The organism is Ruegeria sp. N7 (assembly GCF_056531345.1).
Map to the genome: position 1 here is coordinate 56,679 of NZ_JBQFLR010000019.1, position 15,887 is coordinate 72,565.

14 protein-coding genes and 1 pseudogene are annotated in these 15,887 nt (G+C 55.4%); 10 read left to right on the plus strand and 5 right to left on the minus strand.

Annotated features, from left to right (window positions below; all coding sequences use genetic code 11):
• Positions 1–44 precede the first annotated feature (44 nt).
• The 8 genes from ACR0ES_RS17390 (at position 45) to ACR0ES_RS17425 (ending at position 8,555) form a co-directional block, all read left to right on the plus strand.
• Positions 45–1,022 (plus strand): ABC transporter permease, encoded by a 978-nt coding sequence (locus ACR0ES_RS17390; RefSeq protein WP_480473304.1) that lies wholly within the window; start codon positions 45–47, stop codon positions 1,020–1,022.
• Positions 1,019–1,942, plus strand: coding sequence for an ABC transporter permease (locus tag ACR0ES_RS17395; RefSeq protein ID WP_480472946.1), 924 nt, complete (start codon positions 1,019–1,021; stop codon positions 1,940–1,942). Before ACR0ES_RS17390 ends, ACR0ES_RS17395 begins: the two co-directional genes overlap by 4 nt.
• On the plus strand, positions 1,939–2,916 hold the full coding sequence (locus tag ACR0ES_RS17400) for an ABC transporter ATP-binding protein (protein WP_480871408.1): 978 nt from the start codon (positions 1,939–1,941) through the stop codon (positions 2,914–2,916). The genes ACR0ES_RS17395 and ACR0ES_RS17400 overlap by 4 nt, the downstream gene beginning before the upstream one ends.
• Positions 2,913–3,917: an ABC transporter ATP-binding protein gene (locus ACR0ES_RS17405; RefSeq protein WP_480871409.1), complete on the plus strand. Its 1,005-nt coding sequence runs from the start codon at positions 2,913–2,915 to the stop codon at positions 3,915–3,917. The genes ACR0ES_RS17400 and ACR0ES_RS17405 overlap by 4 nt, the downstream gene beginning before the upstream one ends.
• Before the next feature lie 20 nt (positions 3,918–3,937).
• On the plus strand, positions 3,938–5,344 hold the full coding sequence (locus ACR0ES_RS17410) for an amidohydrolase (protein WP_480472950.1): 1,407 nt from the start codon (positions 3,938–3,940) through the stop codon (positions 5,342–5,344).
• A gap of 12 nt (positions 5,345–5,356) precedes the next feature.
• Positions 5,357–6,742, plus strand: a complete 1,386-nt coding sequence (locus ACR0ES_RS17415) for a M20 family metallopeptidase (protein ID WP_480472952.1) — start codon at positions 5,357–5,359, stop codon at positions 6,740–6,742.
• Between the two features lie 206 nt (positions 6,743–6,948).
• The gene (locus ACR0ES_RS17420) at positions 6,949–7,545 is read left to right on the plus strand and encodes a DUF6088 family protein (protein ID WP_171127191.1); all 597 of its coding nucleotides are present in this window, start codon (positions 6,949–6,951) and stop codon (positions 7,543–7,545) included.
• Complete coding sequence (locus tag ACR0ES_RS17425) at positions 7,536–8,555, plus strand: nucleotidyl transferase AbiEii/AbiGii toxin family protein (RefSeq protein ID WP_170702628.1); 1,020 nt, start codon at positions 7,536–7,538, stop codon at positions 8,553–8,555. Before ACR0ES_RS17420 ends, ACR0ES_RS17425 begins: the two co-directional genes overlap by 10 nt.
• A 55-nt stretch (positions 8,556–8,610) precedes the next feature.
• Here the strand turns inward: ACR0ES_RS17425 and ACR0ES_RS17430 are convergent, their stop codons facing one another.
• Positions 8,611–9,309, minus strand: coding sequence for a DnaA N-terminal domain-containing protein (locus ACR0ES_RS17430; RefSeq protein ID WP_480773456.1), 699 nt, complete (start codon positions 9,307–9,309; stop codon positions 8,611–8,613).
• A gap of 373 nt (positions 9,310–9,682) precedes the next feature.
• Here ACR0ES_RS17430 and ACR0ES_RS17435 point away from each other — a divergent pair, with 373 nt between their 5' ends.
• Both ACR0ES_RS17435 and ACR0ES_RS17440 read left to right on the plus strand, forming a co-directional pair.
• Positions 9,683–10,993, plus strand: a complete 1,311-nt coding sequence (locus tag ACR0ES_RS17435) for an AAA family ATPase (RefSeq protein WP_170702626.1) — start codon at positions 9,683–9,685, stop codon at positions 10,991–10,993.
• Positions 10,990–12,042 carry a ParB N-terminal domain-containing protein gene (locus ACR0ES_RS17440; protein WP_170702625.1) on the plus strand — a complete coding sequence of 351 codons (1,053 nt, stop codon included), beginning with the start codon at positions 10,990–10,992 and terminating at the stop codon, positions 12,040–12,042. The genes ACR0ES_RS17435 and ACR0ES_RS17440 overlap by 4 nt, the downstream gene beginning before the upstream one ends.
• Positions 12,043–12,126: 84 nt before the next feature.
• Here the strand turns inward: ACR0ES_RS17440 and ACR0ES_RS17445 are convergent, their stop codons facing one another.
• The 4 genes and pseudogenes from ACR0ES_RS17445 to ACR0ES_RS17460 all read right to left on the minus strand — a co-directional run.
• Complete coding sequence (locus tag ACR0ES_RS17445; RefSeq protein WP_480773455.1) at positions 12,127–13,182, minus strand: tyrosine-type recombinase/integrase; 1,056 nt, start codon at positions 13,180–13,182, stop codon at positions 12,127–12,129.
• A 522-nt stretch (positions 13,183–13,704) separates the two neighbouring features.
• Complete coding sequence (locus ACR0ES_RS17450; RefSeq protein WP_480871410.1) at positions 13,705–14,445, minus strand: IS110 family transposase; 741 nt, start codon at positions 14,443–14,445, stop codon at positions 13,705–13,707.
• A gap of 205 nt (positions 14,446–14,650) precedes the next feature.
• Positions 14,651–15,375 (minus strand): IS5 family transposase gene (locus ACR0ES_RS17455; protein ID WP_480871411.1). Its coding sequence is split into 2 segments (ribosomal slippage): positions 14,651–15,085 and positions 15,088–15,375, totalling 723 coding nucleotides; the frame shifts between segments, so codons are not numbered across the junction.
• Positions 15,376–15,454: 79 nt separating this feature from the next.
• Positions 15,455–15,817: pseudogene (locus tag ACR0ES_RS17460) on the minus strand (IS6 family transposase); the annotation flags it as partial.
• Positions 15,818–15,887 lie beyond the last annotated feature (70 nt).

Genomic DNA, 15,887 nt, shown 5'->3' on the forward strand with positions numbered 1-15,887 from the left:
CCGCCTTCGCAGCGGCCCGGAGCCTTTGCCCAGGGAATGTCCTCATGACCGTTTTTGTCATTCGCCGATTGCAGCAAGCAATGCTTGTTGTCTTCCTGATGTCGGTGATTGTCTTTTTCGGCGTCAATATCGTTGGTGACCCGGTCTACATGCTGGTCAGCCCCGACGCGGATCAGGCTGACATCGAAGCTGCAATTCGACGGCTTGGATTGGATCGGCCTATTTGGGAACAGTACTGGTTGTTCCTCAAAGGTGCTGCACAGGGTGACCTCGGCGACAGTTTCGTCTTCGGTGAGCCCGCGCTCAAACTGATCCTGCACCATATGCCTGCCACGATGGAACTGGCCTTCAGTGCACTCTTTCTTGCTATCGTGATCGGTATTCCATTGGGTCTTTATGCCGGGCTCTATCCCGACAGCCCGCTGTCCAAGGGCATTATGGCTGGCTCAATCCTTGGGTTTTCGCTGCCGACCTTCTGGGTCGGGCTTATGCTCATCATGCTGTTTGCCGTAGAACTTAGATGGCTCCCAGCGACAGGGCGCGGCGATATCGGCTCGTTTCTTGGGATTCACAGCAGCCTTTTTACGCTCGATGGGTTGAGCCACATCTTCCTGCCTGCTCTCAACCTAGCGCTTCTTAAGATTTCACTGGCAATCCGCCTTACCCGAGCGGGTGTCCGGGAAGCGATGGGACAGGATTACGTGAAGTATGCCCGGGCCAAAGGGCTTTCGACCCGACGCATCATTCTGGTGCATGTAATGAAAAACATCATGATCCCGGTAGTGACCGTCATGGGCCTCGAATTCGGTAGTTTGATCGGGTTCTCGGTGGTGACTGAATCAATCTTCGCGTGGCCGGGAATGGGCAAACTGCTGATCGACGCAATACTGCAATTGGATCGGCCTGTCGTCGTCGCCTATCTGATGATCATCGTACTGTTCTTCGTGCTGATCAATCTGATCGTCGACATACTCTACTCGATCCTCGATCCGAGGGTTCGTTTGCAGGATCAGGGCGCATGACCGACACCGTCACAGATCATTCTCTGACCCCCGCCAAGTCCCCTAAAGTCGAGACGCCGTTCCAGCGATTTCGGGCCGAGTTCTTCGAAAGCAGGATCGCAACAGCGGCGCTCGGCATATTCCTGATCATCGTTCTGCTGGCCATCCTGGCACCCTGGATCACGCCGCAGAACCCCTACGATCTTGGCCAGGTCAGCGTCATGGATGGGCGCTTGCCTCCAGGTTCCGAAGCATTCGACGGATACACGATGTGGCTCGGTTCGGACGGGTCTGGACGCGATCTCTACTCGGCAATTCTCTATGGCTTGCGTATTTCTCTGACCGTTGGGCTTGCATCTGGGGTGATTGCCCTTCTGATCGGTATGGCGATCGGTCTGGTCGCGGCCTACGCCGGAGGCCGGACCGAAGCGTTCATCATGCGCATCGTGGATCTTCAACTGTCGTTCCCGGCATCGCTTGTTGCGCTGATGATGGTTGCGGCACTTGGTAAGGGTGTCGACAAGATCATCCTCGCCCTCGTGATCGCGCAATGGGCTTATTACGCCCGCACGGTTCGCGCGACCGCGCTTGTCGAGCGTGGCAAGGAATATGTCGAAGCCGCGCAATGCCTTGGAATATCGCGACCCCGGATCGTCTTTCGCCATATCCTTCCGAATTGCATGGCGCCTCTGATCGTCGTTGGCACGGTGCAAACCGCCAGCGCAATCTCATTGGAAGCGACGCTTTCGTTTCTTGGCGTAGGCCTTCCACAGACTGAACCGTCGATTGGGGTGCTGATCGCAAATGGCTTCGAGTACATGCTGTCCGGGCGCTACTGGATATCCGTTTTCCCCGGCATCGCGCTCTTGCTGACGGTCGTGTCCATCAACCTTGTGGGCGACCATTTGCGCGATGTTTTGAACCCGAGGTTGAAGAAATGACGGCAGTACTCGAAGTCAGCGGGCTAAAGACCCACTTCTTCACGCACGCGGGTGTGGTCAAGGCCGTAGATGGTGTGGATTTCACCGTCTCCAAGGGCGAGGTAATGGGTCTGGTGGGTGAGTCCGGGTCGGGCAAGTCGATCACCGGGTTTTCCATCCTTGGGCTGATCGATCCTCCCGGGCGCATCGTCGATGGGTCAATCCGTTTTAATGGTGACGAGATCGCGAACGCACCGGAAGAGCGACTCAAGACCTTGCGTGGCAACCGAATCTCGATGATCTTTCAGGATCCGATGATGACTCTCAACCCGGTCCTGCGCGTCGATACGCAGATGATCGAGGCCATTCTCGCCCATGAAAACGTAAGCCGCCAAACCGCCTGGGAAAGAAGCCGTGATGCGCTTGGTTTGGTTGGCATCCCATCGCCGGAAGAGCGATTGCAAGCCTATCCGCATCAGCTTTCCGGTGGGATGCGGCAGCGCGTGGCGATTGCGACAGCCTTCTTGAACCAGCCGGACCTCATTATTGCCGACGAGCCGACGACAGCGCTCGACGTGACAATTCAGGCGCAGATCATCCACGAGGCACAGAAGCTGACGAAACGCACGGGAACCGCGATGATCTGGATCACGCATGACCTTGCCGTTGTGGCAGGGCTCGCGGACCGGATTTCGGTGATGTACGCAGGACGGATCGTTGAGCAAGGCAGTATCGACGATGTTATCGACCGTCCGTTGCATCCCTATACGGTCGGGCTTCTCGGATCGGTTCCGACGGCGAACCGGCACGGGCAGCGTTTGTTCCAGATCGAAGGGATGACGCCAAACATGCTCGCCCTGCCTGAAGGATGCGCCTTTGGACCGCGTTGTCAGGCCCGAACGGCAGCGTGTTCCAAGCGCCCCCCGATTAAGGACGTGGATGGCCGCAGCCTTCGCTGTTTCAATCCGCAACGCACCAAGGAGACGACGCTTTGAGTGAGCCGCTCGTTGAAATCCGAGGCGTTTCGAAGCGCTTCACCAAACGTTTGGACGTCGCGGGGAAAATCGCACAGCGACTTGGCGCAAACATCCGGGAAGAAACGGTCCATGCTGTCGATAACGTGAACCTGTCGATTCAAAAGGGTGAGGTTCTGGGATTGGTCGGCGAATCCGGCTGCGGCAAGTCCACTTTGGGACGTGTTGTTGCCGGCATTCACCCTGCAAGTGACGGACAGATGTTCTACGGAGGCAAAGATGTTGCGACGTTGAACGGCACCGACAAACGCGCGGCGACCCTCGCAATTCAGATGATCTTCCAGGACCCCTTTGCCAGCCTAAATCCGCGAATGCGCGTCGAAGATATCATCGGCGAAGCACCGCGTATGCATGGGATCGTCCGCAAGGCAGAGAGTACGGAATACGTGGACGACGTGATGCGCAAGGTCGGCCTCGACCCGTCGCTCAAGCGGCGTTACGCGCATCAGTTTTCCGGCGGTCAAAGGCAACGGATTGGAATTGCACGTGCGCTCGCCGTGAAGCCGAAGTTCCTTGTCTGCGACGAAGCCATCGCTGCGCTGGACGTGTCGATCCAGGCGCAGGTTATCAACTTGTTCATGGATCTGCGCGAAGAGCTGGGCCTGACCTATCTGTTCATCAGCCATGACCTGAGCGTCGTCGAACACATCGCCGACCGCGTGGCGATCATGTATCTGGGCCGCATTGTCGAGAGCGCATCGACTGAGGAAATTTTTTCGGACCCACGCCATCCCTACACGAAAGCGCTGCTTGCAGAGGCTCCGCGCCTTGATCAGCGCCGGCGTGAGTTTGCCCCGATTGAGGGGGAAATTCCGTCGCCGCTCGATCCGCCATCTGGATGTACCTTCCACCCGCGTTGCCCGGTGGCGACCGCTGAGTGCCGCACCACTGTTCCTGAACTGAAAGCGGGGCGCGGCGGGCGCGAAACGGCTTGCCTGCTGGAACACGCCGAAACCGTTTGAACGAGAAGCTGGAGAGCCCCTTGAAAAACGCCGATCCGATCTGGGACCACGTCGACCGCCATCGTGATGATTTTATCGCCTTGTCAGATCGAGTCTTTGACACGCCCGAGACGCTTTATGCCGAGTACAAGTCCGTCGCCGAACATGTGCAGATGTTACGCGCTCAGGGCTTCAAGATAACAGAGAACGCAGCTGGCATTCCTACGGCCGTGATTGGCGAAGCAGGAGACGAGGGTCCGGTGATTGCCATCCTCGGCGAGTTCGATGCGCTGCCATATCTGAGCCAGGCGCCAGGTGTGGCTGAACATCAGCCGCTTGAAGAGGGCGGCAACGGGCATGGGTGTGGTCACAATCTTTTAGGGGCCGCCGCACTCTTGGCCGCGACGGCGGTGAAAGACTGGCTGGCCGAAAACGGCATCAAGGGCCGTGTGCGATACTATGGCTGCCCCGCTGAAGAAGGGGGCGCGGCCAAGACATACATGGTGCGCGAAGGACTGTTCGATGATGTCGACGCAGCCATCTCGTGGCATCCAGCGACCTTCACAGGCGTGAATGAGGCCAGATCGCTCGCGAACACCCGGATCGATTTCACTTTTCATGGAAAAGCTGCCCATGCGGCGGGTGCACCGGAATTGGGTAGGTCGGCGCTTGATGCGGTTGAACTGATGAACATCGGTGTAAATTACCTGCGCGAGCACATGCCCGACAGCGCCCGGGTTCACTACGCCTATCTCGATGCAGGTGGTGTTGCGCCGAACGTGGTGCAGGCCAAGGCCACAGTGCGCCAACTCGTCCGCGCCAGCTCGCTACCGGACCTCGCCGATTTGGTTACGCGCGTCCGAAAGATTGCGGACGGCGCGGCGCTGATGACAGGAACGCAAGTTACCAGCCAGGTCTTTTCCGGCGTTTCAAACCTGCTTGGCAACCGTCCTTTGGAAGAAACCATGCAGCACGAGCTAGAGAAACTTGGACCCGTCGCCTTTGACGAGGCAGATCTCAGTTTTGCCCGCGACATTCAGACCACATTAACCGCCGCTGACATCAATACGACCTTCAAGCGGATCGGTGCTAAGCCCAAAAAAAATCTCGCACTCTGCGACTTCATCGCACCTCTTGATCGCCACAGCGATGGCGGCGAAGGCTCGACAGATGTTGGCGACGTGAGTTGGGCAGTCCCAACCGTTCAGGCACGAGTTGCCACCTGTGCTATAGGAACGCCGTTTCATACGTGGCAAACAGTGGCACAAGGCAAGGCGCCCGCGGCTCACAAAGGCATGGTCTACGCGGCAAAAGCAATGGCCGCGACAGCTTGTCGACTGGTTGAGGATCCCTCGCGCATCGAAGCTGCATGCGCGACGCATCAAGACCATCTGGGCCAAACACCTTACACATGTCCGATCCCGGACGACGTGCGTCCACCTGTCTGAGGCAAAACAACCGTGACCCGCGCCTCTGCAATAGACAACGCCGCCCAGTTTTTCGACACCGGTCAATTTGCAACAGAACTTAGCGAACTGGTTGCCCATGAGACGGAGAGCCAGACACAAGAAAAAGCCGCGGAGCTTCCGCGCTATCTTGAGGAAGCCCTCGTTCCGCGCCTGAGCAGACTCGGGTTCTCCTGTGAAATCTACCCGAACCCTGTGCACGATGCCGGACCGATCTTGGTTGCAGAGCGCATCGAGGACGACACGCGTCCGACAATCCTGTCCTACGGGCATGGCGACGTGATCCGCGCGCAAACGGATCAATGGCGCGACGGGCTTCACCCATTTCGACTGGTTGATGAGTGCGACCGCCTCTATGGACGCGGAACAGCCGACAATAAGGGGCAGCATCTCATCAATTTGGCGGCGCTGAGCGCTGTCATTGAGGCCCGTGGAGCGCTCGGCTTCAACATGCGCATTCTCATTGAAATGGGCGAAGAAATGGGATCACCGGGGTTGTCGGAGTTTTGCGCCAAGCACAAGGACAACCTAGCCGCAGACGTCCTGATCGCATCGGACGGGCCGCGCCTTCAGTCCGACACGCCCACGTTGTTCATGGGGGCAAGGGGCGGCAATTCGTTCGACCTCATCGTTGATCTAAGAGACGGCGCGCACCATTCGGGTAACTGGGGCGGTTTGCTTGCCGACCCCGCGATGATCCTTGCACAAGCCCTCTCGACGATCACCGATGTGCGGGGCCAAATCCAAATACCAGAATGGCGGCCGACCAGCCTGACTGAAGACATCCGGGACACCCTGCGCAACTTGCCGGTTGGCGGGGATGGTGGTCCGAAGATTGACGAGAATTGGGGAGAGGAAGGCCTGACACCGGCCGAACGCGTCTTCGGCTGGAACAGTTTTGCGGTCCTCGCAATGAAAAGCGGTGTCCCCGAGGCACCGGTCAACGCGATCTCGGGATTTGCCATAGCCGCCTGCCAGCTCCGCTTCGTTGTTGGCACTAACCAATCCGATATCCTGCCCGCCCTTCGACGCCACCTTGATGCGAGAGGTTTTGAGATCGTTCAGATCAAGCCTCATGACCGCAGCTTCTTTGATGCAACGCGAACGTCGCCCAACCATCCGTGGGTGTCTTTTGTCGCGCGTTCGCTTGAAAAAACGTGTGGGAAGCCACCCCATGTCCTGCCAAATCTCGCCGGTTCCTTGCCCAACGAGGTCTTTTCCGATTTGCTCGGTCTCCCAACGGTTTGGGTGCCGCACTCCTATCGCGGCTGTTCGCAGCACGCGCCAAACGAGCACGTGTTAAAGTCAGTTTCGCGTGATGCATTGCGCGCAATGGCCGGGCTTTTTTGGGATATTGGCGACCTTGCCAGGTCGCTCTGATCCCGCGCCACAAAGGACTTCATCCGTACCTGGATCGGGCGTGTATCGCATATCTGACTGTAAATGACCGCTTTCACAGATTGGTAGAGTTGCTCTCGCATATGCAGCGAAAGTCAGCTGTCCGCCCGAACTTACAAAATCACCCAGATACTCTGCTAACTTGTAAGTCAGAAAAAAGTGTTATATTTTCTGACAAGGAGAAAACTATGATCACTTCATCGATTAGACAACGCATCATCGGAAAAGGCCGGGGCTCAATCTTTGCGCCAACCGACTTTCTGGATATTGGCTCCCGCGCAAGTGTGGATCAGGCATTGTCGCGTTTGGCGGATCAAGGGATGATCCGACGGTTAACGCGTGGGCTTTATGACTATCCGAGAAAGAGCGCCCGATTAGGGCTGTTGTCTCCGTCAGCCGATGACATTGCCAAAGCGATTGCACGCAAAGACAATCAGGTTCTACAGCCCTCCCCTGCCATGGCAGCCAACCAGTTGGGGCTGTCGACCCAAGTGCCGTCCAAGCCGACTTACATGACCGACGGCCCGACCCGCACCAAGACAGTTGGTCGACAAGTCATCCAGTTCCGGAATGCATCATCCAAAACGCTAGTTGGTGCAGGCCAGAAAACCGGCGCCGTATTTCAGGCGTTACGCTATGTTGGCAAAAACCGGGTGGATAGCCGTGTTGTCGACACGCTGGCCCGCAATCTGGATGTTAAGGACCGCGCATTGCTCGCAAGACAAAGTAGATATGTTCCGGCCTGGATGCACCCGGTAGTGCAGCAAATCGTGGCATGGGTCTGATCTTGGACCAGTTTGCCAACGATACTCCAAAGAACCGTGAAGAAGCGTTTCAGGAAACGGCCGCAAAGCTTGGCATTTCCAAGGCAATCGTTGAGAAGGATTTCTGGGTCTGCTGGTCGCTGAAACATCTATTCGCCCTGCCCTCTTTTGGCACTCACATGATCTTCAAGGGTGGGACATCGCTATCCAAGGTCTATGACATCATCCATCGGTTCTCAGAAGACGTGGATCTGTCTCTCGACCGGGCACAGCTCGGTTTCGACGGCACACGTGACCCCGAGCACCCTGCCCTTTCAGGCAAAAAACAAAAGCAACTGCTGCAGGAGCTTCAGGATACGGCCACCAAAGTAGTCTCAGGACCGCTTCTGAAAGAAACCAAGATCAAGTTTGGCGCCGTGCTTGATCAGCACTTTTCCCTCTCGGTCGATCCTAATGATGCACAAACCTTGCTTTTCGCCTATCCATCCGAGACAAGTGCGGCCAGCGGCTACATCCAGCCGGTAGTGCGGTTCGAATTTGGCGCCCGTGGGGTTCACCTTCCAGCCGAGTCCCGCAGGATATCACCTTATGTGCATCAGGCATTTCCAGACCTGTTGGAGGCGAGCGACGTCGATGTGAAGGTCTTGGGTGTTGAACGCACATTCTGGGAGAAAGCCACGATCCTGCATATGCTCTATCATCAGGACATCACCAAACCTCTGGCTGACCGTATGTCGCGCCATTATTACGACATGGCTCAGTTGATCAAACACGAGACCCATTCTCGCGCTATCGAACAGATCGATTTGCTGGATCAGGTTGCACACCATAAGTCCGTCTTCTTCAAAGCGGCTTGGGCTAACTACGAGAATGCCAGGCCCGGATCACTAAGATTGCTACCGAACCCTGAGCTGAAAGCAGCGCTGCGCCGGGACTATGTGGGGATGCAAGAAATGATCATCGGGGATCCCCCCTTGTTCGACAACATTCTGAAAACCATCGGGATGTTCGAGGCCAAACTCAACGGTTGAAATCAGCAATTTCGGTTGTCTCACGGCACAGCGTGCGACTTACAAATCTGGATTGTTAGCCGAGCAAACACACTTTCTGAATTCGCCCGAACTCGAGCTGGACCGCTCCAAGTAAAGGTTTCAAATGGTGAGATTGAATGTACTGTGCGATGAACTTGCTGGGTGCGCGCAAGGTGATTGTCTGATCTTGTATTTCAACAAATTTGAGATCGCAGTACCAACTTTTAAACAATAGTGCTTCAGACTCTGATAGGCGCCGAAGCGCCCTGCCCCACGGATCCTGAAGGTCTTGTCCCTCATGTTCAACAGCTTCTGGTTTTTCTTGGCCAAATTGTACATGAACAACCTTTTCGGTCGGTTTTGGAGTTTGTGTCTCCATGCGCGATACAAAATCAGAACCAACATTTCGCCAAATCGGTTCGCTCAGACGGTAAATTTCCGTGTAGTTGAGTCGGTACGCTGCGACGCGGCCTCTAACCCCAGGCCTAAGCTGGAGAAGTATACTTGAATCCGTCAATCGCTTAATTTCTCTCTTGACGGTTCGTTCGTCCACGGACCAGAGGCGGGCCATTTCTTTTTGTCCGACCGTCAGCTCATCAGTGCGCCAGTTGTATCGGGCCGTTATCAACGCAATGAGCCGCATCATCGAACATTGAAAACCGGGTGTGCCATTCAATCCCGCAACAGAGATTGCAGTCAAAAGATCGTACTTCTGAGAACCGGCCTGAAATCCTGTAAATCGTTTTATTTCCATTTTGATACTGCCACTGTGCCTCGAGCGGATCGGTTTCGCTGACCGATTCCATCAATTGGGTTCAGTGTGATGAAATCCCGTAGTTTGTCAACGGGCTTTGAAAAACAGGATGACCGCCTCTTTCTTCAAAATCAAAAGAAAATTCGGTTAATAGGTTATAGGTGACACTATGCTGTCACCATATTGGGGGTCGAGTGTCACCATATATCTGGTAATTGGTCGCTGCCTGTCACCAAAACATAGCTTCGCTTTCGAAATACCTCCCGTTTTTACCGAGTCGGAGGCGAAAAAGCGGAAACTCCATTCTTTACGTTTTGCAGTTTTCCAAAATCGCGTTATTAGAAGACATTCGTGATATAACAAGAGCAGCACCATGCGTGACCACACCGACCTTCAAGCTATGAACGAACGAAGCCTGGCCCAACAGGCTGCCGTCCGCCGCGCTACTTTCTCGCCCGCTGACGAGAAAGTGCTTCGACCATTCTCGATCTGGGAAATTAGCCAGTTCATGTTTGATGTCCCGGCGGACACCTTGAGAAAGAAGTTGGCCGAAGATCCGTCTCTTCCGCAAGGGGCGACTGAAGATGACGGGCGGCAAAGATGGTTTTCTCTGGCTGAGATAAATGAGTTGAGACGGCGCCTGAGATTTAGAGGTAAAAGCCTTCTGCCTCAAAGGCCGGCAGGCCGGGCTATGAGAGTAGCGGTTTCGAACTTTAAGGGTGGTGTCGGCAAAACTGTCGTTGCCCAGCACTTGGCGAATGCGGCCGCGCTTGATGGTTACCGTGTTCTGGTGGTGGATTTCGACCCCCAGGCGACACTCACGCATTCGATGGGTCTGGCTGAAGTTAGAGAGTGGAATACTGTCTGGGGCATTATGTGCCGCGATCTCTGCCGTGAGGCGAACCGGATCGCGGACGAATATGATGATCCCGCAGATTGCCCCTACCCTACTGCCGACGAATTGCCTGAAGATGTTCAGTCGATTGGCGCGCAACGTGTACAAGACTTCATTCAAAGAACTTCTTGGTCGACGATCGACATCATCCCGAGCTGTGCGAACGCGGCCTTCGTTGAATTTGCGTCCGCTCAGTACAGGTCCATTCATAAGGCATGGAGTTTTTTTGGATGCGTAGCAAGATATCTCGATGAGTTGCCTGACGACCAATATGATTTGATTGTTTTCGATTGCCCGCCGGCAATTGGATACCAGTCTTTGAATGCGGCCTTTGCTGCTGACATCCTCTATATTCCGTCTGGTCCTGGTTATTGGGAGTATGACAGCACAACGAGTTATCTTGGTCAGCTTGGCGATGCCTTGGAAGACATAACCAGCGGGTTCGAACGTATTGCACAGGATGCTGGTATCACGCTTCCTAAAAGGTTCGATGACATACGTGTTCTCATGACTCGCTTCGAGGCTAGCAACTCTTTGCACGTCGCGATGATGGATGCTTTCAAAAATGTCTTCGGCGCCGATGTCTGTCAAAATCCCATCGAAATGACACGTGCGGTCGAGCAATCTGGTAGGTTCCAGATGTCTGTTTACGAGCAGGACTACAGACAGATGACTCGGGACACATGGAAACGGGCGCGTCAGTCATTTGATAATGCATACAGCGAATTTAGGGATGTCGTCCTAAGGGCTTGGGAGGCACGTACTAAAATTGAGGAGCGGGTAGAATGAGCGGGAATAAATTTGGCTTCACTCCAATTGATGAAGATGACCTCAAGAAAACACGCCGCCGCGAAGTGGGGCCGATGGGGGCTGCGGTTCGCGAGACAGCAAACAGCCTAAATGAAAGCACTGAGAACCGTGTCGAACAGCGACGGCAAAATGCCTCCGATGCTAAGGAGTATCGTAAAGCTCGTGATGAGGGGCGAGTCTTGGTTGCGGTTGGCATCAATGAAATTCATACGACAGATCTGCCACGAGATCGCTTGGATCTTTCGGCTGTCGCAAGTTCCGACGAGATGGATGAACTCAAGGCTTCAATTCAGGAACGCGGCCAGAAGGAGCCCATAGAGCTTTATAAGGATTCAGATGGACGCTTCCAACTCAAAAAAGGTTGGAGACGAGTAACTGCTCTTAAGCAGCTTTATGAAGAGACCGGTGATGAACGCTTTTCCAGTGTTACGGCGCGAGTTGCCAAATCCCAGAGTGATCGCATCGACCTCTATATTGACATGGTTGAAGAGAACGTTGTTCGGGAAGACTTGACGTTTGCTGAGATGGCGCAAGTGGCAATTCTTGCTTCTAAAGATTCAGAGTTGGGGGCAGGGGATGCAGAAGCTTTGGTCGGAAGGCTGTACTCATCCCTGCACAAGATGAAACGCTCCTATATTCGTAGCTTTGTTTACCTGCTCAGTGAACTTGAGGGTGCGTTGCCGTTTCCAAAGAGTGTTTCCAGAAACCTTGGCGTTGAGGTTGCGCGGAAACTTCGAGCGTCATCGGCTTCAGCTGCTGCATTAAGAGATGTGTTAGTGCGCGCATCCACAGCCGGTGAGCAAAACGAAATACTTGATGCTTTCGTGGCAAGTTCTGATGCTGAACCAGCTAGCGGCAAGCGGCGTGAGAAGGTTGAGAGCGTGAAGTATGAGTTCCACGTGGGCGCTTCAAAAATCACTGCGCGCAAGGGAGAGTGCAGGATATTGTCTGGTCAGGACTTTAGTTCGATTGACCGGTCAAAGCTCCAGAGAGCGGTTGAGGCTTTCGAAGCTGTTTTGAACGAGTAGTAACCCGCGGGTTACCCATGCTCAGATTTCTTAATTTTGATGGCGGTAACCCACGGGTTACCGCTTTCTTCGTTTAGCACCAGCTTACCCCAACAAGTCTGTCGCTGGGTTCTCTGCGATATCGACATCGTCATAGTACTTCTGTGCCTGCGCCATGGAGCGGTGCAGCGACAGGCGCATGGCGGCCTGGATCGGGGCGCCGTCCAGCGCCGCTTGGGTCAGGAACCCTGAACGCAGACCGTGCGGCGAGGCGAAGTCTTCCGGCAACCCCGCCAACTGGAGGCGATGTTTGACGATCTGATAGATCGCATCCGGGGAAAGGCGGCGTTTCAGCACCCGGTCGGCCTTGGAGACAGGGCGGAACAGCGGCCCTTCGCGGATCTCGCCCACCTCAACCCAATGCACCAGCGCCTGGGCCGCGCGGCCTTTCAGCACCAGCCGCGGCGTTTCACCTTTGGTTGTCGTCTTGGTCTCCAGCAGTGAAATCCAAACCAGGCTTTTCTCGTCGAACTCCTTTAGCGAGACGTCTTCAAACATCAATCCGGTGATCTCCGAGCGCCGTCTACCACCAGAAGCCCAACCCAGCATCAAGATGGCGCGGTCGCGGCAATCCCGCCGGGACCCCCGACAGGTGGACAGCAGCTGCTCGAGCACATCGCGGGTAATCGGGTGCTGCGATTTTGGGGCAAGGGGCCGGGCTGCGGCCCGGCGCGCCTTGGCACGGGCCTGCTTAACCTGCGGTGCACCGAAAGGGCTGGTCAGGTTCTTCATTCGATGAAAGGCGAGCCAGGAGGCGATGCGCCGGTCCAGCGTCGAAGGGGCAGGGCAGATGAGGGACTTGCGCAGCCCCTGAGCAATCAGCGCTTCTGCGGTTTCGCGCGCCACATCCGTTTCTGGCGCGTCATTCAAATCACGGGCGTGATCGAGAATGAAGGCGAGGGCGGTGGCCTCAGATTCCGGCCAGTCCAGCGTCGCTGCGAAGCGCGCGGACTTCCAGGCGGTGACATAAAGCAGATCCCGTTCATAGGCCCTGAGCGTGTTTTCCGGTGTGCCGCGCACATAAAGATCAGTGAGCGCCTCCTGATCTGTGTCCGAGAGGGCAGGGGCGGCGGCGGGGAGGTATGGGGCAGGGGGCTTCATGTGTCGATTTTCCCTAATCTGTAGACTGCTCTTGCTTGTTTTCACCATGTCTCATGGTTGGCCTTATGCTGTTCTGGTCCTTTAAGAGTAGACTCGGGCTGAGTTTGTGCCGGTCCATGTTTACAAAATCCCAGGTTACTGTGCTGCATCTACTTAGGTTTGCTGCCGGATCGGGGCAGGGGTCTACGGGTTATGGACCAATGCCATCGCGAGTCCAGTGGTTAAGGAAAACCGACATGAGGCACATTCTGCGCGCATTTTCCGGCGAAATCAATCAATCATGATAAGCGATACTTATCGGATGTGATCGATGATTTGCAGACTTGAAAAAGTAACGAGCAAAAAGAAGTATTTTTGCGCATAAAGCGGTTAGCTAATTTGCATCGCAGCAAATTCGGCGGGACTCCATTGAAAAGTTTTAAACAATTTTTGGTGAATAACGCATCGGAGCAACGAAGTGCGCGATGCGTCCAAATGACGAACAGGGCAGCGCAGGCAACGCTAAGCTAGCAACTGTATTTCTCAGGGGGTCTGAGCCGACCAGTTTTGCCGAGATTTGAGGAGTGCGTTTGCGATTGTGACGAGCTTTCTAGCGACTGCTGTGATGATGACTTTGTGTGGCTTGCCCGCGTCACGCAAACGATCTGCGAAGATCTTGAGATGCGGATTGTGATGACTCGCGACGAGAGCGGCCTGGAACATGATGTGTCGTACCTGTCGCCGTCCGCCACCAATGGCGCGCTTGCCGCGCATCGCACCGCTGTTGTGAGCAATGGGAGCCAGGCCCGTGAGCGCAGCAGCTTGTTCTCCCGAGAGTTGGCCCAGTTCTGGCATTTCCGCGATCAGCATAGTGCTGGCAACGGGGCCGATCCCAGGAACAGAACGCAAGATATCAGCGGTTTTTGCAAGGCCCTGATCTGCGTCTGGTCGAAATGCCATGAATCGCGCAATGAGTTCCGCGTCGATCCGATCCGTCTTGGCGCGTGTGCCATGGCTGGCAGCGAAGGCTTTGATCTGAGCTGGCGGCAACTGCCGAGTCGCGATACCGGCTGCATCCAGCGCGGTCCACAGACGCCATTCCTGCCCTCCAGTCGCCTCGAAACAAACAAGCGCGTGCGTTGATTGTGCCAGACCAACAAGCTGCGCGTGGCCCTCATCGCTGTTCGGGAGCCGCAACCTACGAATGTCCGGCAGACAATGAACGTCAAGCCAATCGCGGCTGACGTCTATGCCGATGATCTGTTCGTGTGATACTTTGTTCATACCCTCTTCCTTCTGCTCCGCGGTCCAGACCGGCCGCATTCAGCTGTTCGAGACGATGAAGAGAGACGGTGCTGGCTCGCTAGGAAACGTGGTCATGCCACAAGGCTCAGACGCCATACACCGCCCCGTCAGTAACCTCGGCAAAGGTGGCTGACGGGGGTTAAGTTAGCAAACTCGAGATACAGAAGGCTCCAGACTCATTGATTTACAGCCAGAACAGCACGGTAGTTGCTAGAGCGATGGCCGAAAGGAATACCTTTGGGCATCTGTCATATCGGGTGGCGACGCGCCGCCAATCCTTCAGGCGTCCGAACATGATCTCGATGCGGTTGCGTCGTTTGTAGCGGCGCTTGTCGTATCGGACAGGCTTGTCGCGTGATTGTCGACCTGGGATGCAAGGCCTAATTCCCCTGTCATTAAGGGCTTCGCGGAACCAGTCTGCGTCATAGCCTCGATCTCCCAGCAGCCAGTCAGCCGATGGCAGACTGTTCACCAGAGCCTTGGCGCCCGTGTAATCGCTGACCTGGCCCGCGGATATGAAGAAGCGGATGGGGCGTCCGAGGCTGTCAGCAACAGCGTGCAGTTTCGTATTCATGCCACCCTTGGTACGCCCGATCAGCCTGCCGCGCCCCCCTTTTTCAACCGCAGGCTGGAGGCTGTGCGGTGCGCTTTGAGGTATGTAGCGTCAATCATGATGGTCTTATGATCGGTTCCCTCCGCAGCCAGCCCGGTCATGATCCGAGCGAACACACCCATATCGCTCCACCGCTTCCAACGGTTGTACAGTGTCTTTGGTGGTCCAAATTCACGTGGCGCATCGGACCAACGTAACCCATTGCGGTTGATGAATATAATCCCGCTCAGTACACGACGATCATCAACTCTCGGCTTGCCATGGCTCTTTGGAAAGTAAGGCTGAAGCCGCGCCATCTGCTCGTCGGTCAGCCAGAAACCCTCCGTTGTGCAAATCCCTCAATCAGGCCCACAGGTGCTGACGTCAGACAGACGACAGTGCTTTGGCAAAGAACTTGGTTGCTGCTGGACGATTTCGTCGCTCAGACAGCATGAAATCAAGGGTGTTTCCTGCTTTGTCGACTGCTCGATAAAGATACATCCACTTGCCGCGCACACGGAGATAGGTTTCGTCCATGCGCCAGGAACTCAGCGTTGGTCGCTTCTTCGATTGCGCGCTCGCGGCGATCATCGACGAATACTTAACAACCCACCTGTTGAGAGTAGCGTGGTCCACCCGCACGCCGCGTTCGGCCATGATCTCTTCCAAATCACGGTACGACACTGTGTACCGCAAATAGAAATATACAGCGTAAAGAACTGCATCCTTGGGAAAGTGGCAGCCTTTCAGAGAGATCATACTTAAAACCTGTTCGAAAACTATTCGACAGGAAGAGACTGCGAAACCTGAGTGCTCGTCAATCTCAGTT

Excerpts from the sequence above, each read along its gene's own strand:
- ACR0ES_RS17450 (WP_480871410.1), bottom strand. The coding sequence starts at position 14,445 with ATGAACAAAGTATCACACGAACAGATCATCGGCATAGACGTCAGCCGC.
- ACR0ES_RS17445 (WP_480773455.1), bottom strand. The coding sequence starts at position 13,182 with ATGAAGCCCCCTGCCCCATACCTCCCCGCCGCCGCCCCTGCCCTCTCG.
- ACR0ES_RS17395 (WP_480472946.1), top strand. The coding sequence starts at position 1,019 with ATGACCGACACCGTCACAGATCATTCTCTGACCCCCGCCAAGTCCCCT.
- ACR0ES_RS17420 (WP_171127191.1), top strand. The coding sequence starts at position 6,949 with ATGATCACTTCATCGATTAGACAACGCATCATCGGAAAAGGCCGGGGC.
- ACR0ES_RS17390 (WP_480473304.1), top strand. The coding sequence starts at position 45 with ATGACCGTTTTTGTCATTCGCCGATTGCAGCAAGCAATGCTTGTTGTC.
- ACR0ES_RS17440 (WP_170702625.1), top strand. The coding sequence starts at position 10,990 with ATGAGCGGGAATAAATTTGGCTTCACTCCAATTGATGAAGATGACCTC.
- ACR0ES_RS17430 (WP_480773456.1), bottom strand. The coding sequence starts at position 9,309 with ATGGAAATAAAACGATTTACAGGATTTCAGGCCGGTTCTCAGAAGTAC.
- ACR0ES_RS17435 (WP_170702626.1), top strand. The coding sequence starts at position 9,683 with ATGCGTGACCACACCGACCTTCAAGCTATGAACGAACGAAGCCTGGCC.
- ACR0ES_RS17400 (WP_480871408.1), top strand. The coding sequence starts at position 1,939 with ATGACGGCAGTACTCGAAGTCAGCGGGCTAAAGACCCACTTCTTCACG.
- ACR0ES_RS17425 (WP_170702628.1), top strand. The coding sequence starts at position 7,536 with ATGGGTCTGATCTTGGACCAGTTTGCCAACGATACTCCAAAGAACCGT.